The 20590-nt window shown below is 38.3% G+C and carries 18 protein-coding genes; 8 read left to right on the forward strand and 10 right to left on the reverse strand.

Features of this window, described 5'->3' with window-relative positions:
- Positions 1-39: 39 nt before the first annotated feature.
- Positions 40-615 (reverse strand): DUF1517 domain-containing protein, encoded by a 576-nt coding sequence (locus FJR37_RS19915; RefSeq protein ID WP_168466924.1) that lies wholly within the window; start codon positions 613-615, stop codon positions 40-42.
- 186 nt (positions 616-801) lie between these two features.
- Here FJR37_RS19915 and FJR37_RS19920 point away from each other — a divergent pair, with 186 nt between their 5' ends.
- Positions 802-1659, forward strand: coding sequence for a prephenate/arogenate dehydrogenase (locus FJR37_RS19920; RefSeq protein WP_039201838.1), 858 nt, complete (start codon positions 802-804; stop codon positions 1657-1659).
- Between the two features lie 180 nt (positions 1660-1839).
- Here the strand turns inward: FJR37_RS19920 and ychF are convergent, their stop codons facing one another.
- Positions 1840-2931 (reverse strand): redox-regulated ATPase YchF, encoded by a 1092-nt coding sequence (gene ychF / locus FJR37_RS19925; RefSeq protein ID WP_039201837.1) that lies wholly within the window; start codon positions 2929-2931, stop codon positions 1840-1842.
- Positions 2932-2981: 50 nt separating this feature from the next.
- Here ychF and FJR37_RS27480 point away from each other — a divergent pair, with 50 nt between their 5' ends.
- The 4 genes from FJR37_RS27480 (at position 2982) to FJR37_RS19940 (ending at position 5820) form a co-directional block, all read left to right on the forward strand.
- Positions 2982-3113 (forward strand): hypothetical protein, encoded by a 132-nt coding sequence (locus FJR37_RS27480; RefSeq protein WP_256366890.1) that lies wholly within the window; start codon positions 2982-2984, stop codon positions 3111-3113.
- Between the two features lie 160 nt (positions 3114-3273).
- A complete protein-coding gene (thrC, locus tag FJR37_RS19930) occupies positions 3274-4578 on the forward strand; it encodes a threonine synthase (RefSeq protein WP_039201833.1) in 1305 nt (434 codons plus the stop codon).
- Positions 4579-4664: 86 nt separating this feature from the next.
- Positions 4665-4940 (forward strand): MoaD/ThiS family protein, encoded by a 276-nt coding sequence (locus FJR37_RS19935; protein ID WP_039201831.1) that lies wholly within the window; start codon positions 4665-4667, stop codon positions 4938-4940.
- Positions 4941-5334: 394 nt separating this feature from the next.
- Positions 5335-5820 carry a DUF2996 domain-containing protein gene (locus FJR37_RS19940; RefSeq protein ID WP_039201830.1) on the forward strand — a complete coding sequence of 162 codons (486 nt, stop codon included), beginning with the start codon at positions 5335-5337 and terminating at the stop codon, positions 5818-5820.
- Positions 5821-5917: 97 nt separating this feature from the next.
- Here the strand turns inward: FJR37_RS19940 and groL are convergent, their stop codons facing one another.
- The gene (groL, locus tag FJR37_RS19945; protein WP_039201828.1) at positions 5918-7609 is read right to left on the reverse strand and encodes a chaperonin GroEL; all 1692 of its coding nucleotides are present in this window, start codon (positions 7607-7609) and stop codon (positions 5918-5920) included.
- Positions 7610-7772: 163 nt separating this feature from the next.
- Here groL and FJR37_RS19950 point away from each other — a divergent pair, with 163 nt between their 5' ends.
- Entirely contained in the window at positions 7773-8852 is a 1080-nt protein-coding gene (locus tag FJR37_RS19950) for an MraY family glycosyltransferase (protein WP_039201827.1), read from the forward strand.
- Between the two features lie 96 nt (positions 8853-8948).
- Here FJR37_RS19950 and fabG read toward each other — a convergent pair whose 3' ends face one another.
- A complete protein-coding gene (gene fabG / locus FJR37_RS19955; RefSeq protein WP_039201825.1) occupies positions 8949-9689 on the reverse strand; it encodes a 3-oxoacyl-[acyl-carrier-protein] reductase in 741 nt (246 codons plus the stop codon).
- A 129-nt stretch (positions 9690-9818) separates the two neighbouring features.
- On the opposite strand from fabG, the gene FJR37_RS19960 reads away from it, so the two are divergent.
- Entirely contained in the window at positions 9819-10271 is a 453-nt protein-coding gene (locus FJR37_RS19960; RefSeq protein WP_039201823.1) for a DUF29 domain-containing protein, read from the forward strand.
- Positions 10272-10318: 47 nt separating this feature from the next.
- On the opposite strand, the gene FJR37_RS19965 is transcribed toward FJR37_RS19960, so the two are convergent.
- The 4 genes from FJR37_RS19965 to FJR37_RS19980 all read right to left on the reverse strand — a co-directional run bounded on the left by FJR37_RS19965 (position 10319) and on the right by FJR37_RS19980 (position 13341).
- Positions 10319-10501 carry a Uma2 family endonuclease gene (locus FJR37_RS19965; RefSeq protein WP_168466925.1) on the reverse strand — a complete coding sequence of 61 codons (183 nt, stop codon included), beginning with the start codon at positions 10499-10501 and terminating at the stop codon, positions 10319-10321.
- Between the two features lie 103 nt (positions 10502-10604).
- Positions 10605-12680: an SPFH domain-containing protein gene (locus FJR37_RS19970; RefSeq protein WP_039201821.1), complete on the reverse strand. Its 2076-nt coding sequence runs from the start codon at positions 12678-12680 to the stop codon at positions 10605-10607.
- An 83-nt stretch (positions 12681-12763) separates the two neighbouring features.
- The gene (locus tag FJR37_RS19975; protein ID WP_039201819.1) at positions 12764-13012 is read right to left on the reverse strand and encodes a hypothetical protein; all 249 of its coding nucleotides are present in this window, start codon (positions 13010-13012) and stop codon (positions 12764-12766) included.
- The gene (locus tag FJR37_RS19980) at positions 13009-13341 is read right to left on the reverse strand and encodes a hypothetical protein (protein WP_254434625.1); all 333 of its coding nucleotides are present in this window, start codon (positions 13339-13341) and stop codon (positions 13009-13011) included. Before FJR37_RS19980 ends, FJR37_RS19975 begins: the two co-directional genes overlap by 4 nt.
- 757 nt (positions 13342-14098) lie before the next feature.
- On the opposite strand from FJR37_RS19980, the gene FJR37_RS19985 reads away from it, so the two are divergent.
- Positions 14099-17881, forward strand: coding sequence for an Eco57I restriction-modification methylase domain-containing protein (locus tag FJR37_RS19985; protein ID WP_168466926.1), 3783 nt, complete (start codon positions 14099-14101; stop codon positions 17879-17881).
- Between the two features lie 268 nt (positions 17882-18149).
- Here the strand turns inward: FJR37_RS19985 and atpC are convergent, their stop codons facing one another.
- The gene (atpC, locus tag FJR37_RS19990; RefSeq protein ID WP_039201817.1) at positions 18150-18563 is read right to left on the reverse strand and encodes an ATP synthase F1 subunit epsilon; all 414 of its coding nucleotides are present in this window, start codon (positions 18561-18563) and stop codon (positions 18150-18152) included.
- A 148-nt stretch (positions 18564-18711) separates the two neighbouring features.
- Entirely contained in the window at positions 18712-20160 is a 1449-nt protein-coding gene (gene atpD, locus FJR37_RS19995; protein ID WP_027404015.1) for a F0F1 ATP synthase subunit beta, read from the reverse strand.
- Positions 20161-20590: the final 430 nt, after the last annotated feature.

Below are 20590 nucleotides of genomic sequence, written 5' to 3' on the forward strand. Positions count from 1 at the left end.
GCCATTCATCTCACGCTGCCCTATGCCTTAACAAATCATTTACAGAGGAATCAATTCTGGATAATATTCCAATAATTGGTCGCTGGAAAGTTCATCACCTAATTGGGCTGGGGAAAAATGTACTTGGATAGCGCGGAGGTTATGTTTGTAGTGTAGATTAATTAGAGCTTTTAGGGCTGCTTTCAAAGCTGGGATGTTACCCAAATCGGTTTCTAACTCTGGAACTTCCCCTGTATAAGCGACTGTAATCATAACAATGATGTTTCGGGTGACGGGAAGTGATAAGGGCTGATTTGAGGAATTCAAATCCAGATTAGCTCCATATCTTTGGGCTGAGTCTGTGAATAATTCATTGACATAATCTCCTGCTTCCCCTTCATTCCAAAAGACATCACCTTCATTGGCCGCAGAGAACAAATATTCATCATATTGGAGGAAAGTTTGGCATAGTTCCACCAGTTCTTCTCCTAAAACTTCTAGCTCACCGTCAGCATTGCTGGCTGTTCTAGCGGCACTATTGAGAACACCTAAGATTGGCGCTACTTCATCTCCCTTTAAATGCAAAAACAACCGACAGACAATATAGCGAGTTCTGCCCATCATGCGATTAAACATTTGTTTTCTCCTGTAATTTCGGTAAATGTTGACAACTGTATATTAACCAATGCAGTAAAATTCTTTGATAAAATCTGCAATCACGGAAAAATCAGGTATGATATCTACCCTGGTGTTGCCAACTTTGAGAGTTGGAGTTGGTAAAGTATCGAGAGAATAAGTAAAAATTAAATTTTCAAAATGACGATGAAAATTGGTATTGTAGGACTGGGACTCATTGGTGGTTGTTTAGGTTTCGATTTACGATCGCAAGGACATTATATTTTAGGTGTCAGCCGTCGTGAATCAACCTGTGAGAAAGCAATTAAACTTGGTAGTGTTGATCAAGCGTCGGTGGACTTGAGCTTGTTGGCATCAGCAGAGGTTGTATTTATTTGTACCCCTATAGGACTGATAGTCCCCCAAGTGAAAGAATTAATAACTCATTTACCAAAGACTACTATTATCACTGATGTTGGTTCAGTTAAAACACCCATAGTGGAAACGATTTCTCCTTTATGGGAAAATTTTGTTGGTGGTCATCCCATGGCGGGAAAAACTGATGTCGGGATAGAAGCAGCACAGCGAAATTTGTTTGTCAATCGGCCTTATGTATTAACGCCAGTGGAGACAACACCTGGTGATGCTGTGATAATTGTAGAAGAAATTGTGCGATCGCTCGGTTCTATTATCTACCATTGTCAACCAAAACAACATGACCGGGCTGTGAGTTGGATTTCTCATTTACCTGTAATGGTGAGTGCCTCCTTGATTGCAGCTTGTTTAAGTGAGAAAGATCCAGAAATTGCTACATTAGCCCAAAATTTTGCTAGTTCGGGGTTTCGAGATACAAGTAGGGTTGGCGGTGGAAATCCAGAATTAGGGGTAATGATGGCGCAATATAACCGCCAAGCATTATTACATTCCCTTCATCAATACCGCGAAAATTTAGACGAATTTATTCATATAATTGAGCAGGAAAAATGGGAATTGTTAGAGGAAAAGTTTAAATTCAATCAGCAAGCGCGTCCTGATTTTGTTGGAGTCAGGAATCAGGAGGAATGATCCAGAACTTGAAAAAGTGCTTGATTTGAAATATACAGCAATTTCCAATCTTATGAGGTACATCTTAGCCCCCTCATCGCTTGCGGGGAGGGGGTTGGGGGTGGGGTTCTTGTTCCGGGTTTGATGACAATTTGCTGTAAATGAGGGCGCAGGCCCTGCGCCCTACGGTTTTATTGCGATTTATACATTAAACCGGAATAATAACACATCACCTTCTTGGACAATATACTCTTTTCCTTCACTTCTGACTAAGCCTTTTTCTTTGGCTGCACTCATTGAACCATGAGTTACTAAATCATGATAAGCTACAGTTTCTGCCCGAATAAATCCCCGTTCAAAATCAGAGTGAATGACTCCTGCGGCTTGAGGTGCAGACATCCCGGCATTGATTGTCCAAGCACGGGTTTCTTTCGGTCCACAGGTGAAATAAGTCCGTAATCCTAAAAGGGTGTAAGTTGCCCGAATTAAGGATTTTAAACCACCTTCTTTCACACCTAAAGATTCCAAAAAGTCAGCTTTATCGGCTTCTGGTAATTCGACTAATTCCGCTTCTACTTGGGCAGAAACTATGACAACTTGGGCATTTTCAACCGCCGCAACTGCTCGCACTTTTTCGACAAAATCATTACCTGTAGCTAAGTCTTCTTCAGAAACATTAGCAGCGTAAATAATGGGTTTATTGGTAAGTAATCCTAAGCCCTTAATAATTTCCGATTCTTCGGCATTTAAACCAACTTGACGAACAGATTTACCCTCATTTAAAGCGACAGCTAATTTTTCCAGAATTTCTATTTCCGATTGTGCATCCTTGCTGGTACGAGCAAGTTTACGAGTTCTTTCAATACGTTTTTCAATTTGGAATAAGTCCGATAAACCAAGTTCTAAATTAATGATTTCAATATCTCGTGCTGGGTCAACAGAACCGGCTACGTGAATGATATCATCGTTTTCAAAACAACGCACAACATGAACGATCGCATCAACTTCCCGAATGTGGGATAAAAATTGATTACCCAGTCCTTCTCCTTGACTTGCACCTTTAACTAAACCGGCAATGTCAACAAATTCAACACGGGCAGGTATAGTTTGCACTGAGGTGGCAATTTTGGCGAGAACGTCTAACCGGTCATCGGGGACTGAGACCATACCAACATTCGGTTCAATGGTGCAAAATGGGAAGTTAGCGGCTTCAGCTTTAGCATTAGCGACTACAGCGTTAAATAGGGTTGATTTTCCGACGTTGGGAAGTCCGACAATTCCGGCTCTTAGCATTGCAAATTTTAGATTTTGGTTTCAAGTATAAGGATAATTCAAACAGGAGGATGGTTGGAGTTAATTCACAAAAAGACTTTCGTCCTTCCTACATTCGGCAGGTATTTTGGGAATTATCCATAATAGCAGGTGACAGGGAACAGGGAACAGGTGACAGTGCGAGAAGCCTCTTTATGGATTAGTTGATGTCCTAACCGCCTTGTCTATGGCTATAAATATGCAAAATTGCCTGAGTCCTTGTTTTTATTAAACCCGATAAAAATAGTCGGGTATGTTTGACGTGGATTTTGCCTCGTGTTAGTATCATTCCAAAGTTGACGGATACCCAGGGAAAGCAAGATTATGACTCAGGCGATTACAAACCTCAACCAAGCGAACACTTCTATCCTCAAGGCTTTGAAGTGTAAAGAGTGTGGAGCAGAATACGAACTCAAAGCTACTCATGTATGTGAGTTGTGTTTTGGACCGTTGGAAGTCAAATATGATTACAATGTTCTCAAGAGCTTAGTTAGTCGAGAAACTATTGAAGCCGGTCCTAATTCGATTTGGCGCTACCGTCACTTTTTGCCCGTTGCTACAGATAATTTTATAGATGTAGGCACAGGGATGACTCCATTGGTGCGTTCCCACCGTCTGGCTCGTCGCCTGGGTTTAAATAAACTTTATATTAAAAATGATGCCGTGAATATGCCCACTCTGAGCTTTAAGGATCGGGTGGTGTCAGTGGCACTAAGTAGAGCGAGAGAATTAGGTTTTACGACTGTTTCTTGTGCTAGTACAGGTAATTTAGCAAATTCTACCGCGGCGATCGCAGCCTACGCTGGTTTAGATTGCTGTGTATTTATCCCTTCTGACTTAGAAGCTGGTAAAGTCATCGGTAGCTTGATTTATAGTCCTACCCTGATGTCAGTCAAAGGCAACTATGATCAAGTTAATCGTCTTTGCTCAGAAGTTGCCAATACCCACGGTTGGGGTTTTGTGAATATTAACCTGCGTCCTTACTACTCTGAAGGTTCTAAGACATTAGCCTTTGAAGTTGCAGAACAACTAGGTTGGCAATTACCAGATCATATAGTTGCTCCTTTGGCTTCTGGTTCTCTGTTTACCAAAATTTATAAAGGTTTCCAAGAATTTGTCAAAGTTGGTTTAGTAGAGGATAAAGATGTTCGCTTTAGTGGCGCTCAAGCGGAAGGTTGTTCCCCCATTGCGAAAGCTTTTAAAGAAGGTAGAGACTTTATTCAACCAGTTAAACCCAATACAATTGCCAAATCAATTGCGATTGGCAATCCCGCAGACGGCGTATATGCTGTAGAAATCGCCCAAAAAACCAACGGTAATATTGAATCAGTTAATGATGCCGAAATTATCGAAGGTATCAAACTATTAGCAGAAACCGAAGGTATCTTTACCGAAACCGCAGGTGGTACAACCGTTGCAGTTCTTAAAAAATTAGTAGAAGCTGGCAAAATTGATCCAGATGAAACTACAGTGGTTTATATCACTGGCAATGGTTTGAAAACCCAGGAAGCAATTCAAGGCTACATTGGCGAACCTTTAACTATTGATGCTAAACTAGACAGTTTTGAACGGGCTTTAGAAAGATCCCGCACACTTGACCGCTTAGAATGGCAAGAAGTTACAGTTTAATCCTTTCACTACCAATTAATTGTAGGGGTTTAGCAGTGCTAAACCCCTACCAAGCAAATCACTCACTAACAATTAACGTTTAAACAATGGCTGTAAAAGTTTTAATTCCCACTGCTTTGCAAAAATTTACAAACGAAAAAGCTACTTTAGAATGTACTGCTAGTAATATTTCTGCATTATTAGATTCCTTAGAAGTAAGCTGTCCTGGAATCAAAGCGCGTTTGTGTGATGATGAAGGCAATCTCAGACGGTTTTTGAATTTCTATGTCAATAGTGAAGATATCCGCTTTTTAGAAGGAGCAGAAACAGCCCTCAAAGATGGTGATGAAGTGAGTATTGTTCCCGCTGTTGCAGGTGGTTGAAACATCTCTGGAGGGTTTAGGGTATGGGATTTTAGGCATTGCTGAATTGAGGTATAAAAATCAAATATTCTAGTTCTTAAACTCTTACTCTCTGCGTCCTCTGCGCCTCTGCGTGAGAAAAAATCATACCTTCATTCACCAACGCCGGATTTTAAAAGTCCCAAATTACCCATTACCCATCTTATCCAACATACTTCGTGAAAAGTTACTATTTAAACGATTTTATCCCAATGATAGGCCAAGCTGCACAGAATCATGAAACTTATTAATTCATCCGTCTTTATCTGCGCTAATCTGCGGTTAATTACTCTTAAAATCTTATTTTATATCTAAATAGCTGTAGCTATGCTCTGGTATGTCAAAATAAAAATAACTGACTACCCAAAAATTAGCAATGGCAGAAGAAACTAATCAAAATCAAGCGGGTGATGTGGGTTCTAATCCTGCTACAACCGCCCCAGAAAAGCCCTCCGCAGACGCGAAAGCCGCCAAAAAGGAAAAGCCCCCAGCGTTGGAAGATAAGCCTTTTGAAGAGTTTATGCAGCAACATTACCTACCAGCGTTACAAGATGCAATTACTAAAGAAGGTGTGCCAGATGTGAAGCTGACTTTTGCCAAGCAGAAGTATTCTATTATTGGTTTTAATTCAGCAGAAGAATGTTGGCAAGTTATCGGTTCTTGGCAAGGGGGACAGCGCCAGTTTAACGTATATTTCCCTGAAGCCAATATTCAAGGTAAAAAGGGATTTTCCTGTAATGAAGGTAAAAAACCAAGTACCTTGGAATCGTTTTTAATTGATGAGCGTAAAATTACCCTAGATTTATTGGTATCTCGGTTAGTGTATCGCTTAAATGGACAAAAGTGGCTAGGTAGAAATTAGCTTAAACAGTAGAAGCCTTTAAAAAAACCCACCCTTACTAAGTTTAGGAGTGGGTTATTCGGTTATTTATAAATTATGGATTTGGGAAAGTGGCAAATTAGAACATACCCATGCCGCCCATGCCACCCATACCACCCATGCCGCCCATACCGCCCATACCACCCATACCGCCCATACCGCCCATGCCACCATCAGGGGACCCAGCGGATTGTTTTTCAGGCTTTTCAGCAATAATGGCTTCGGTGGTTAGTACCATACTGGCAATAGAAGAAGCATTTTGTAAAGCGGAACGAACCACTTTTGCCGGATCAATAATACCAGCAGCAATTAAGTCTTCAAATTCGCCTGTAGCTGCGTTATAACCGATATTCAAATCAGTTTCCCGAACTCTGGCAACAATGACAGAACCTTCTGCTCCAGCGTTCTCTGAGATTTGCCGCAGGGGAGCTTCTAAAGCTTTTTTAACAATATCAGCACCAATTCTTTCTTCGGGGGTGAGGCTGTTTTTAATTGCTTCTATCTTGGTAGATAGATAAATTAAGGTTGCACCACCACCAGGAACAATACCTTCTTCTACTGCGGCTTTGGTAGCGTTGAGTGCGTCTTCAATCCGCAAGGTTTTGTCCTTAAGTTCGGTTTCGGTGGCGGCACCGACTTTAATCACGGCAATCCCACCGGCTAACTTAGCAATGCGTTCTTGCAGTTTTTCGGTATCATAGTCGGAATCAGTTGCGGCTAACTGTTTACGAATTTGCTCAATCCGAATTTGGATTTCTGGTTTAGCAGCATTACCAGCCACAATGGTGGTATTTTCCTTGTCAATGTGGATTTTCTCCGCAGTTCCCAACATTTCCAAAGTGGCAGTATCTAAGCTTAAGCCAATGTCTTCAGAAATCATTTGTCCATCGGTGAGAATGGCAATGTCTTCTAACATAGCTTTGCGACGTTCGCCAAAACCAGGAGCTTTAATCGCAGCGATCGCCAATACACCACGCGCTTTATTCACAACCAAAGTTGCTAAAGCATCACCATCTACATCTTCGGCAATAATCAATAAAGGTTGACCTGAACGGGCAACTTTTTCCAAGATGGGAACTAGATCTTGAATGCTGCTGATTTTTTTATCGGTAATCAGGATGCGAGCATTTTCAAACTCTACTGTCATCCGTTCGTTGTTGGTAATGAAGTAGGGAGAAATATAGCCTCTATCAACCTGCATTCCTTCTACTACTTCTAGTTCAGTGGTGAAGGATTTAGATTCTTCAACGGTAATTACACCGTCTTTGGTCACTTTCTCCATCGCCAGCGCGATCATTTGTCCCACTTCAGCATCATTACCAGCGGAAACTGTGGCAACTTGGGAAATGGCACTTCCTTCTACAGGTTTAGCGATCTTGGCAATTTCCTTTACCAGCGCCTCAACGGTTTTATCAATGCCCCGTTTTAAACTCATGGGATTTGTCCCAGCAGCTACATTCTTTAAACCTTCCTTAATCAAGGCTTGTGCTAGAACTGTGGCAGTGGTAGTCCCATCGCCAGCTATATCCTTAGTTTTTGATGCTACTTCCTGAATTAGTCTAGCGCCAGTATTTTCTAGAGGATCTTCTAATTCAATTTCTTTAGCAACAGTGATACCATCGTTAACAATTTGGGGAATACCAAATTTTTTCTCTAATAGGACGTTACGACCTTTTGGACCTAAAGTGATTTTCACCGCATCTGCCAGGGCGTTAATACCCTTTTCTAAAGCACGCCGTGATTCTTCATTAAATGCAATAATCTTAGTCATGTTTTATTTTTCTATTGCTTCCATTAGACAATTTAGCACTCACTGACCAAGAGTGCTAATCCCTTTCCCCAATTTAGATTAACAATCAAAATCCCAAAATTGATTAATATTAACAGTTGATACTTATGTTTGACCATAAAACTAATGATTATATTGGGAGCAGATGAACTTAGCCAACTCCCTTAAATCCCTTGGCATTGCTGACCCTAGCGGCTCCGGCTGGTTAGCTGTAGTATTTACGTTTCTATTAGCTTTAGTTGTTACCTGGCGTTTAATTCCCACAATTCGCAAATTTGCCTTAGAGGTAGGTTGGGCAGATCAACCCAACGCCCGACGATTGAATCAAGAACCTTTACCTAATGCGGGAGGTTTGGCAATCTACGCGGGTGTCATTGCGGCTTTGGTCTTAGCTAGTCTCTTGCGACCGATTGAACTGCAAGGGGTTTTAGCTCAGGTCTTAACGATTCTCCTCGGTGGTTCAATTTTAGTTTTAGTGGGCTTTATTGATGACCAGTTTGGTTTGCCTCCATCTGTGCGTTTATGGGCGCAGGTAACAACAGCACTTCTGTTGGTTGGTAATGGAATTAGCATCAAAGTTGCCTTTGGTACACCCATTGATTCCCTCTTGTCTATGGCGTTAACGGTGCTGTGGGTGGTGGGGATCACTAATGCTGTTAACCTCATGGATGGGATGGATGGTTTGGCTGGTGGCATCAGCTTTATCACTGCTATCAGTTTGTTAGGCGTGTCTGCCCAGTTTGATAATCGCGCTGCTGCTACTTTGGTTTTAGCGGCTTTGGGAGGGGCGGCGCTGGGCTTTTTACGCCATAATTTTCACCCCTCACACATCATTATGGGTGATGCTGGTGCATACTTTTTTGGCTATGTGTTAGCAGCAACCAGCATTTTAGGCAAACTCCAGTTAAATACAATCTATGCCCTAATCCCCACAGTTTTATTTCTGCTCTTGCCAGTTATTGACACTACTCAAGTGTTTGTTCGCCGGCTCATGGCAGGCAAAAACCCTCTGAGTACACCAGGTAAAGACCACATCCATCATCGCTTGTTGGCTTGGGGACTATCCCAACGCAATGCAGCTTTTATCTTATGGTCAATTACTTTAGGTTGTAATTTACTGGCGATGAAAGTTCAGGGTATGAGTTTATCTGTGATGCTGGCTACTGCTGTCGGTATTATTTTGATGTTAGGCTTTACCCTTGGACAAAGAATAATCCGTGAATAGGAGGCAGGGAGCAGGGGGCAGGAATTTTACAACTGACAACTGACAACTGACAACTGACAACTGACAACTGACCACTGACCACTGACCACTGACAAATTACATCACCATACCGCCATCAACATTAAATACTTGTCCTGTGATGTAAGCTGCGGCGGGATCTGATGCTAAAAAGCGCACCATGCCAGCAATTTCTTCTGGTTTACCAAAACGCCCCAGGGGGATATATTGCAGGATACCATCGGCTTTGATATCGCTGGTCATGTCAGTGGTAATAAAACCAGGAGCAACGGCATTGACAGTGATGCCACGAGAAGAGAGTTCTTTAGCTACTGTTTTGGTAAAGCCAATTACTCCAGCTTTGGCTGCGCTATAGTTTGCCTGTCCAGGGTTGCCCATTTGTCCCGCAACAGAAGCGATGTTAATAATCCGCCCCGAACGTTGTTTAAGCATAATTTTACTCACAGCTTTTGTACATAAAAATACACCAGTTAAATTTAGGTCTATAACTGCTTGCCATTCCTCTAATTTCATTCTTAATAGCAGGGTATCACGGGTAATACCTGCGTTATTGACTAAGATATCCACGCGCTGGAATTTTTCTAAGGTAGTTTTAACGAGTGTATCTACTTGATTTTCTTGAGAAACATCTGCTTGGAGAGCGATCGCTTCTCCTCCTGCTGCTGTAATTTCTGCGACTACTTCATCTGCTGCTGTGCTGGAACTAGCGTAGTTAACTACTACTTTTGCACCTTGAGATGCTAATTGGAAAGCGATCGCTCTACCAATTCCCCGTGATGCACCTGTGACTATTGCAACCTGATCTTTTAATAAACTCATCTATTTTTCCTCAATTTTGTGGAGATACCGCGCTAATTATCTTATAATTTTAAGTTAGACGGAGGTAAAAAATTTATTGAGTTCAAAAATTCGCTTTCATTTAGATGAACTATATGAAAAGGTAAAAATATGAGAATTGCTACCAATTTAAAGGAACTCTATGAAACTGATGATAGTTTATGGTTAGAAGAAACTATTGAATTATTAAAACAAAAACAATTTAATCAACTTGATTTAGAAAACTTAATTGAGGAATTGACAAGTTTGGGTAAAAGAGATTTAGCTAAAGCCAAAAGTCTTTTAAGGCAAATTATTATTCATTTATTATTACTTCAATATTGGCAGGTAGAATATGAAAGAAACTATCGTCATTGGATTGGAGAAATTAAAACTTTTAGATATGATTTGAATAATCATTTGACGACAAATTTAAGGAATAAGTTAGAGGATGATTTAGAGAATATTTATCAAAGTGCGGTTGATTTTGTGAAAGGTAAAACTGATTTAACTGATTTAACTATTTTTTTAGAACAATGTCCTTATACTTTGGCACAATTATTAGATGACAATTATTTACCTTAAATATATTAATAGTAAAGCAAGTTCAGATAGTTAAAAATTAAGATGGGTTACGTGCTTGTTGCTGTGTCAATAACTGCTATTAATTTTTTTTGTAATAAACTGTGTTTACCGCCACCCATTGGTTTTTGAATTACTTCTGAATTAATATATTCCCAAGCTGGTGATTCATCAATAAAACCCAGCTTTAAAAATTCTTCTATGGGAATGATTTTTGCAACTGTTGTTGTCATTTATTTAACCCCATAATTTAATTTTAATTTTATCACTACTCTCAATAAAAACATTCACAAGAACAAGATACCCGACTTCTCTAAGAAGTCGGGTATCTGAATCTTAACTGTTATGATTAGTAGATTCAAGTTTAGCAACTACAGGATTAGGAAGAGGTGGAGGTGTGGGGATTTTCGGTTCTAGATGGGTTTTGCTATTAGTTTGATTCAAAAGAATCATAGACAACAAACCATCTGCTAAACCATTATTACTACCATTATTACCACCAACAATGATATCAGGAATAATGCGAACACTGCGATCGCCCACAATTTGCATTAGCTGCATCGCTGTGTAACCTTGCAAACCCAATGCTTGTACCCCTGTCCGATAGGTTTCTGCTTTCGCGTTACCTGTCGCCCGGATACCTTCAGCTTCCGCTATGGCTTTGAGTTTAGTGGCTTCAGCTTCACCTGTTGCTTGCTGAATTTGTGCGTTAGCTTGCAACTCGGCAATTGTGACACCTTGTTCCGATTTTACCAACTCTTGCTGAATATCTGCGATCGCTGTTTCCCGGACTAACATTTGTCGTTGGGTTTCTGCCATTTGCTGAACTTCGTAAGTTTTGCGTTGTTCCTCAGCAATTTTCCGGTCTGTCAGCGTGTGCATTAATTCATTCGGTGGCGTAATCAAACCAATCAACGAATCCACTGCTTGCACATCATAAGCACGTAAGGCAGATTTAACGTATTCAGAGGCTTCAACTTGACGCTCACTTCTGGCAATCAAGAAATCCAGGATAGTATATTCTTGAGCCGAGTTGCGGAAATAATTCCCCACAATGGGACGCAAAACCTGATCAATGACATTTTGCATCGAACCCAAGCGGGAAATCACTTTCGGAGCATCTGACGCACCAATGTGAATAATTTGGAATATCTCCAAATCAAAGCTAAAACCATCAAATGACAGAAGTTTCAGCGCCGTTAAATTCGTATCATACCCATGCTGACCGCTAATTCTATCAGTAAAGTTTAAGACAATGTTTGTTGTCGGCACTAGCTCAACTTTCATCACTTTAGTATTGAGCGGGTGCTTTCCAGGATATAAAGGCTCAACCCAAACACCCTTATGTCCTTGATTGACCAAATTTCCGTGAGTGAAAGATGCCCCGCTCACATCTTCCTGTTCTTCACCAACAAAAGAAATCACCACACCCACATAACCGATAGGGATTTGAGTCATCGGTACTTGTTCAATACTTACCAACCAAGGGTTGAGATTCCACGAACCCGATAATAACACCTGTTCTTGTAAACCCCGTTGTCCTCCAGCGTCAATAAATTTTTGACCATTCTGAAAATTATTATGTCCGGTAATAGCACGCCCAGCAATTTCACCTGCGGCAATTGGTGAACCATCCAAAGTAGTCACAATACCAACTTTTTCCGCTGCTATTTCATAGATTTGTAACTGTTCTGGACGCATACCCTCTTTACTGGCATTTGCTGCTGTAATCACTTTAAACAGCGCTGTATTGATGCGGTAAGTACCTGCGGTGATAAAAGCAATTTGCCGTCCTTTCTCCCCACCTTTGGTTAAGAATTTCCGAGCATCTTGAAAATTATCACATTCGACAATTTTGCCCAAAATCCGTTCTGGAGGGTTAGAAGCCCCATCAGCGGCGACAATCAGAGCGATTTGACCTTGGGGGACAACAATTACCGACTCTTTTTTCACTGCATATTGCCAAGGCCAATAACCCCAGTGCCAACCAGGGGCGAGGGTATCTGCTTGCAAACCCGCTTCACCATTGAGGGCAATTAATCTACCAGGAGGTAATCCTTTACCTGACAGGGTGAACTTTTTCACCACAATTCCCACTTCCCGTTCACCGATAACCACCAGTCCACCAAAGAAGAAACAACCGCCAATAATAATCACGGGAATAATGATTAAAGGCTCAATTCCCATTGATTGATAGGGGATTGGACGAGTTACTGATTGAGTAACTACGGGTTGAGTTTGGGTAGAGGGAATAGAAACAGAAGTAAATTCTTTTGCTGTCAGTGTTTTTATGGGAGTGGCATTAGCAGCATTAACACCACCTGCTAAAGCTAAGGCTGCAATTGCAGATGTAGCCACGCTGACAAATTTATTTTGCTTACTTTTATCAAGAAAAAATGGAAAGCTTTTCATATATCTGCCTCTTTGGGCAATTAATCATCTAAGGTATCACTTCATCAGGAGGGAATGATTTTTCTTAAACTTAATGTAATTTTTTAACCCAATGTTAGCACCCTAGCGGTAAAATCTGCTACTAGTCGCTTACTTTGTAGCCAATGTACACCTAAAAGAATATCTTGCAATTCATTTCCACCCAACACTGGGATGATCAACTCTTCTTCATCTAACCAACCTGTAAAACCTGTATCTAGTAATGCTTGTACTGGAATGATTTCACCATCAGCCGTAACTAACCCAATTTCAAAAATGAGTTCTCCCCTACTATTAAATTCCCCTAAAATCATATTTTACCACAGTTGCCAATCTCGTTAATTCTCATCATTAAGCGCATAGTAGTACCAAATTTTTCCCGTGCTTTCTGTCTGGCAATTGTTTCATCTGGATCAATTACATAATTACCACTTACTGGTTCAATAACTATAAACCAATCATAATGATCCTGAATTAATTCAGGTTGGACTTTATTGAATATGACCCGACAACCCTGATAAAATAAGCTATATTCAGCATTTCTTCTGGTTTTTTCCTCATAAGAAATTTGCTTTTCTGGAAATACTCTTCCTCGACGTGGTTGGTAATGAGACGATAATTGTGTCATTTTTGAAATATCCATAATCCACTCTACTTAATATTATATTAAAACTTGCTTTACATCTCTATATATTTGTAACATATATATATAGGAATAATATTTGATTTATGAAAAGATACGTAGGGTGCGTCAGACTGCATAAATTTTATCAATAAACAGAGTTGTAATATCTGACGCACCCTACAATACCTAATTTTTTTCAAAAATCAAATATGAGTTCTATAGTAATCCTATTTAGGAATGAGGATTAAATAAAGTGCAAATCTTGATGGATGTAATTTAACATTAGGAATGAGGATTAAATAAAGTGCAAATCTTGATGGATGTAATTTAACATTAGGTTAGACGGTCGTTATCAAGAATTGTAAGTTAATAAATCCACATTCCTTAATGTGTGAACATTGTCAGAGTCATAAGTAATTGTACAAAAATATTTACAGTCATTGCGAGCGAAGGGAAGCAATCACAACCCTTGCGATTGCTTCATTTCACTTCGTTCTATATGGCTAACGCCACGCTGCGCTAACGCAATGACATTGTGTAATTAATTTTGTCTCACTACTTACCCCCGATTTCTTTAAGAGGTCGGATATTTTATGACTTAAGTTTTGTTGAAAAATATTACAATATATTTCTTGATTTTAATTTGATGCTATGATAGAAGGCTGAATATTAAGGCGTTAGTGAATTGGGGTATGAAAGTCGAAAATTCCATCTCTCAAACTCTTACTCTCTGCGCCTCTGCGTGAAATAAAATTATAATTTTTGGTAATTCAATATGATTGACAATAAAATTAAACCTAGACAAGCATTAAGCAAAACATTTCTGAGAATTAAACCAATTAGAAATGAGTTTGAGATATTTAAAAGGAATCTGATTACACTACTTAATCAAATTGATGAAAACGAAAGAGAGGAATTTCATAAAAATATTCTTACTGATTTTTTGAAAAATACCTATTATGGTGCTGATTACTTAATAAATATTAAAGCCAGTAATGACTTAGTAATTTATAATGGAAAAGATACTAAAAGCAATGTTGGTGTGATTTTAGAGGCTAAAAAGGTAAATAACAATGAAATGCTCAAGGTTAATAATTTAAACACTAAAGCATTACAACAATTAGTTTTATACTTTTTACGAGAACGGATTACAAATAAAAATCCAGAAATTAAATATTTAATTGCTACTAATATTCATGAATGGTTCATTTTTGATGCAACACTTTTTGACAATTTGTTTGCTCAGAATAAACAATTAGTCAAGCAATTTACTGATTTTGAAGAAAAACGTCTATCTAATTCTCGCACGGATTTCTTTTATAAAGAAATTGCTCAACCTGCAATAGATAAAATTCAAAATGAACTAATTTTCACACATTTTGATATTAGAGATTATGAACAGTATTTAATTAATCAAAATCCTGAAAATGATCAAAAACTGATTCCTTTATTTAAGCTGTTTTCACCACAACATTTATTAAAATTACCTGTTATTAATGATAGCAATAGTTTAAATAAAAACTTTTATAGTGAATTACTGCACGTCATTGGTTTAACGGAAATTAAAGAAGGTAGTAAAAAATTAATTCAGCGTAAACCAATTAATGAAAGGGAACAGGGTTCATTAATTGAAAATACTATCACTCGTTTGCAAGAATTACGCAAAATTGACAGATTAGAAAATTTAGAACAATTTGGAGAAAATACCGAAGAGAGACTTTTTAATGTTAGTTTAGAATTAGCTATTACTTGGATTAATCGCATTCTCTTTTTGAAACTTTTAGAATCCCAATTAATTAACTATCATCAAGGTAATAAATCTTTTGCATTTCTCAATTTAGCAAAAATTCAAGATTTTGGTAATCTCAACCGTTTATTTTTTGGTGTTTTATCTCGTAAACCAAATGACAGAGACGAACATATAAAAAATATTGTTGCTAATATTCCTTATTTGAATAGTTCTTTATTTGAGGTATCAGAAATTGAACATAAAACAATAGTTACTAGTAATTTAATCAATGATGAAAAACTTTCTATTTTTAACAAAACAGTTCTTAAAGATAATGGTAATATACGTACAGGGAAATTAAAAGCATTAGAATATATTTTTGCATTTCTTGATGCTTACGATTTCAGCAGTGAAGGTGCAGAAGAAATCCAAGAAGAAAATAAAACTTTAATTAATGCTTCTGTTTTAGGTTTGATTTTTGAGAAAATTAACGGTTATAAAGATGGTTCTTTCTTCACTCCTGGTTTTATTACTATGTATATGTGTCGGGAAACTATTCGCAGAGCAGTTTTACAAAAATTCAAAGAAATTAAAGGTTGGAACTGTGCAAATATTGACGAATTATATGATAAAATTACAGATAAAAAAGAAGCTAATCAGATTATTAATAGTTTAAAAATTTGTGATCCAGCAGTAGGTTCTGGACATTTTTTGGTTTCCGCTTTGAATGAAATTATTACTATTAAAAGTGACTTGAAAGTTTTACTTGATAGACAGGGAAAAACTTTAAGAGATTATGATATAAAAATTGAGAATGATGAGTTAATTATTACAGATGATGACGGAAAATTTTTCACATATAATCCTAAAAATTCAGAAAGTAGACGGATACAAGAAGCAATTTTTCATGAAAAACAGACAATTATTGAAAACTGTTTATTTGGTGTAGATATAAATCCTAATTCAGTTAATATTTGTCGGTTACGTTTATGGATTGAGCTTTTAAAGAATGCTTATTATAAGACATCATCCCTAACTCCTCTCCTACCAGGAGAGGGGAATATAGGAGAATTGGAAACTTTACCAAATATTGATATTAATATTAAAACTGGTAATTCTTTAATCAGTCGTTTTCCTTTAAATTGGGATTTACGGACAATTTTGAAAAAAAGCAATTGGAATATTGAAAGTTATAGAAATGCTATAACAACCTATCATAATACTGATAATAAGGATAAAAAACAGGAAATAGAGAGGTTAATTAATGATATTAAAAGTAAAATACGTACAGAAATTAGTAGCAATGATCCGAATATAGAAAAGCGAAATCAAAAAGTTGCAGAACTTCGTCATTTACGAGATCAGAAGTCATTATTTGCAGAAAGTAAAGCAGAAGCAAAAAGTCGTCAAAAAAAGCAAGAAGAGTTAGAACAGCAAATTAATCAACTTAATAGTGACATTGAGGATAAAAAAAGTGGTAAAATTTATCAAAATGCTTTTGAATGGCGGTTTGAATTTCCTGAAGTTTTGAATGATGAAGGTGATTTTATCGGTTTTGATGTCGTAATTGGCAATCCTCCTTATTTTTCACTGTCTAAAATTAAAGAAAAAAATCAAACTGCTTATTTTGAAAATAATTATCAAACTTATATAAGGGGTTCAGATATTTATTGCTTGTTTTACGAAAAAGGAAGTTGTTTGTTAAGAAAAGCAGGATTTTTAACTTACATTACTTCTAATTCTTGGTTAAAAACTATTTATGGTGATTTACTGAAAAAATATTTAATTAAAAATCTCCAACCTCAAACTTTATTAAATATTGAAGATATGCAAATTTTTGAGGAAGCAACTGTAGAATCAAATATTTTCATCTTGAAAAAAGATAAAGTTAATGAATTTTTTGATGTTGCTAGTTTAACGAATAATTATCTGATTGGTTCTTCATTAGAAGAGTATTTTGATAAAAACTATTTTCAATTTACAATACCTAATACATCAGAATGGATTATAGGTAATGAAGAAACCGTAAGTTTGAAACAAAAAATAGAGCAATCCTCTAAACTTTTAAAAGAATTTGATATTAATATTAATAGAGGTTTGCTTACTGGACTAAATGCAGCTTTTATTATCAATGAGGAAACTAAATATCAATTAATTGCTGAAAGTTCTAATTCTGCTGAAATAATTCAGCCAATTTTAAGAGGTAGAGACTTAAAAAAATATAGTTATGAATTCTCAAATCAATGGGTTATATGTACTTTTCCTAGTCTAGGTTTAGATATTAAAAATTATCCATCCATTATGGCTTATTTTGAAAAAATTGGAAGAAAAAGATTAGCACAATCTGGTATTGAAGGGAGTAGAAAAAAGACAAATAATCAATGGTTTGAAACCCAAGACTCTATTGCTTACTGGCAAGATTTTAATAAACCTAAAATTGTTTGGGGTGAAATTTCTGATAAACCTAAATTTGCTTTTGATGACTCTAACTATTATGCTGAAGCTACTACATTTTTAATGACTGGTGAAAAACTTAAATATTTGTTAGCAATTTTAAATTCAAAACTATCAGAATGGTATTTTAACCAGATTTCAACTACCACAGGAATGGGTACAAATAGATGGAAAAAGTATAAAATTGAAATGTTACCCATTAAAGAACCTACGGAAATTGAAGAATTGTTATTAGAAAAAATAGTTAATCAAATTCTCACCGCTAAAAAATTAGATCCAAAAGCAGATACAACCGCATTAGAAACAGAAATAGATCAGTTAGTTTATCAACTTTACGAACTAACAGCAGAAGAGATAAAAATTGTAGAAGGATAAGCACCACAAATCTCACAAATCTCAGATCCCCGACTTCTTAAAGAAGTCGGGGATCTAAAAAAAGATAAAGCTAATCAAATTAAAATACCATTGACACTCTCACTGGCTTTAGCCACTGAGATTCTACTGACAGAATTAGATTAAGGATTTAGCCCAATCCAATCCCGATGCGACCGCCAAACGCCGCCTATACGCTTACCGCGAGGTCTTATAAAATAAGGGTAGGCAAAATAGCCCACCCTTATTAGTCTTTGATGCTCTACACAATTTACACCAAACCACCAGCAGCTTGAAAACGAGCGCGAGCGCGTTTAAATGCCTGTGTTGCTTGGAATTGTGCTTTTCGGTCATCTGCGCTAACTTGATTTAAGCCAGATTGTGCTGTATTAAAAGCAGTGCGGGCTTCTTCAAGGTTAATTTTGTCGCCACGTTCAGCACTATTGACTAGAATTGTGACTTCATCTTGATCAACTTCAGCAAACCCGCCTAAAAGAGCGATCGCTTGCCAACTAGCATTTTTACTAGCTCGGACACGCATTACGCCTGTATCCAAGGCTGTCAGCATGGGAGCGTGTCCACTGAGAATACCTAACTGACCAGTAGTACTAGGTAAAATTACTTCGTCAGCTTCAGCATCCCAAACAGTTTTGTCTGGGGAAATTACACGAACAGTTAATGTCATTTGTCAGTTGTCCTTTGTCAGTTGTCCTTTGTCAGTTGTCAGTTGCTTCGCCGTGAGCGTTAGCGGCTCGAGTGAGCCTTCGCCGAACTCCGAACGGTCAGTTGTCAGTTGCATAAAAAACCACTGACTACTGACTAATGACTAATGACTAACCCTTGAGCTTTTCAGCTTTAGCTTTAGCTTCGGCAATATCGCCTACCAAGTAGAAAGCTTGCTCAGGTAAAGCATCCAATTCACCAGAAAGAATTTGTTGGAATCCCTTAATGGTGTCTTCCAACTTCACATACTTACCAGGAGAACCGGTAAATACTTCAGCTACGAAGAAAGGCTGAGACAAGAACCGTTCAACTTTCCGCGCCCGTGCCACAATTAAACGATCTTCTTCAGACAATTCATCTAAACCCAAAATGGCGATGATGTCTTGAAGTTCTTTGTAACGTTGCAGGGTGGATTGTACAGCCCGTGCAGTATCGTAGTGATCACTACCAACGATGTTGGGTTGCAACATGGTGGAAGTAGAACCCAAAGGATCAACCGCAGGATAGATACCTTTAGAAGCCAAACCACGAGACAATACTGTTGTACCGTCTAAGTGAGCAAATGTGGTTGCAGGTGCGGGGTCGGTCAAGTCATCGGCAGGTACATATACAGCTTGAATAGAAGTAATAGAACCTTCGGTGGTGGAGGTAATCCGTTCTTGTAAAGCACCCACGTCAGTACCCAAAGTAGGCTGATATCCTACCGCAGAAGGCATCCGACCCAAGAGCGCGGATACTTCAGAACCAGCTTGGACGAACCGGAAAATGTTATCAACAAATAGTAATACGTCTTGCTTGTTGACATCGCGGAAATACTCAGCCATTGTCAAACCAGACAAACCAACCCGCATTCTGGCTCCGGGTGGCTCGTTCATTTGACCATAAACTAGAGCAATTTTGGATTCGTTGAGGTTATCTTTGTTGATAACTCCAGATTCCATCATTTCGTTGTAGAGGTCATTTCCTTCGCGTGTGCGTTCACCCACACCCGCAAATACAGACACACCACCATGCTGGGTAGCGATGTTGTTGATCAACTCCATCATGATCACAGTTTTACCAACACCAGCACCGCCGAACAGACCGATTTTACCACCGCGTTTGTAGGGAGTTAACAAGTCAACAACTTTAATCCCAGTTTCAAACACAGAAGGTTTGGTTTCCAAATCTGTGAATTTGGGAGCGTCACGGTGAATAGGTAAATATGCTTCGGCGTTTACGGGACCTTGCTGATCTACAGGTTCGCCTAAAACGTTGAAAATCCGTCCCAAGGTGGCTTTACCAACGGGGACGCTGATAGGAGATCCAGTATCAACTACTTCTAAACCACGAACTAAACCGTCGGTGGTACTCATAGCAACTGCGCGGACTTGGTTGTCGCCTAGAAGTTGCTGTACTTCAACGGTCAAGCTGATGTTTTGTCCAGCCTCATTTGTACCTGTGATGGTTAAAGCGTTGTAGATTTGGGGTAATTTACCGCCGGGGAATTTAACGTCTACAACCGGACCAATTACTTGGGTAATGTAACCAATGTTTGTTTTTTCTGCGGTGGTGACCATGCTGCGCCTAAATGAATGAAGCTATTTTTCACAAGTGGGTTCGTTTAAAACCCCAGATCAAGCGATATCATCTTTTAGGTTAGCACTTAACGACTCCACCTTTGCCTTAAATTCATTATTAAGAAGAGATCCCCGATTTTGTGAAAATCCTGGAACTGCAAAATAAATTACTTCCACAAAAAAGCGCAAAAAGAGAGTATTGGGGATTGACAACGGATTTTATATTTGTTATCATGGAATTGATAAGGAAGATATATCAAACAAATATAAATAACCCGGTAGGGGTTTAGCACTGCTGAACTCTCATATTATAAGGGTTTCAAGAATGTCAAGAAAGATATGGCTAAGGCATAGTGCCGGGAGAGGTTTGGAGAGGGGTCAAATTCTTTTCGTCAGTCTCCCCACTTCAAAACCCCTAAAATCCGGTTTT

Source organism: Aphanizomenon sp. UHCC 0183 (assembly GCF_009712065.1).
Lineage (GTDB): Bacteria > Cyanobacteriota > Cyanobacteriia > Cyanobacteriales > Nostocaceae > Dolichospermum > Dolichospermum heterosporum.

Coding starts and splice junctions, on each gene's coding strand:
- FJR37_RS19915 (WP_168466924.1), bottom strand. CDS start 615: ATGTTTAATCGCATGATGGGCAGAACTCGCTATATTGTCTGTCGGTTG.
- FJR37_RS19920 (WP_039201838.1), top strand. CDS start 802: ATGAAAATTGGTATTGTAGGACTGGGACTCATTGGTGGTTGTTTAGGT.
- ychF (WP_039201837.1), bottom strand. CDS start 2,931: ATGCTAAGAGCCGGAATTGTCGGACTTCCCAACGTCGGAAAATCAACC.
- FJR37_RS27480 (WP_256366890.1), top strand. CDS start 2,982: ATGGTTGGAGTTAATTCACAAAAAGACTTTCGTCCTTCCTACATTCGG.
- thrC (WP_039201833.1), top strand. CDS start 3,274: ATGACTCAGGCGATTACAAACCTCAACCAAGCGAACACTTCTATCCTC.
- FJR37_RS19935 (WP_039201831.1), top strand. CDS start 4,665: ATGGCTGTAAAAGTTTTAATTCCCACTGCTTTGCAAAAATTTACAAAC.
- FJR37_RS19940 (WP_039201830.1), top strand. CDS start 5,335: ATGGCAGAAGAAACTAATCAAAATCAAGCGGGTGATGTGGGTTCTAAT.
- groL (WP_039201828.1), bottom strand. CDS start 7,609: ATGACTAAGATTATTGCATTTAATGAAGAATCACGGCGTGCTTTAGAA.
- FJR37_RS19950 (WP_039201827.1), top strand. CDS start 7,773: ATGAACTTAGCCAACTCCCTTAAATCCCTTGGCATTGCTGACCCTAGC.
- fabG (WP_039201825.1), bottom strand. CDS start 9,689: ATGAGTTTATTAAAAGATCAGGTTGCAATAGTCACAGGTGCATCACGG.
- FJR37_RS19960 (WP_039201823.1), top strand. CDS start 9,819: ATGAGAATTGCTACCAATTTAAAGGAACTCTATGAAACTGATGATAGT.
- FJR37_RS19965 (WP_168466925.1), bottom strand. CDS start 10,501: ATGACAACAACAGTTGCAAAAATCATTCCCATAGAAGAATTTTTAAAG.
- FJR37_RS19970 (WP_039201821.1), bottom strand. CDS start 12,680: ATGAAAAGCTTTCCATTTTTTCTTGATAAAAGTAAGCAAAATAAATTT.
- FJR37_RS19975 (WP_039201819.1), bottom strand. CDS start 13,012: ATGATTTTAGGGGAATTTAATAGTAGGGGAGAACTCATTTTTGAAATT.
- FJR37_RS19980 (WP_254434625.1), bottom strand. CDS start 13,341: ATGGATATTTCAAAAATGACACAATTATCGTCTCATTACCAACCACGT.
- FJR37_RS19985 (WP_168466926.1), top strand. CDS start 14,099: ATGATTGACAATAAAATTAAACCTAGACAAGCATTAAGCAAAACATTT.
- atpC (WP_039201817.1), bottom strand. CDS start 18,563: ATGACATTAACTGTTCGTGTAATTTCCCCAGACAAAACTGTTTGGGAT.
- atpD (WP_027404015.1), bottom strand. CDS start 20,160: ATGGTCACCACCGCAGAAAAAACAAACATTGGTTACATTACCCAAGTA.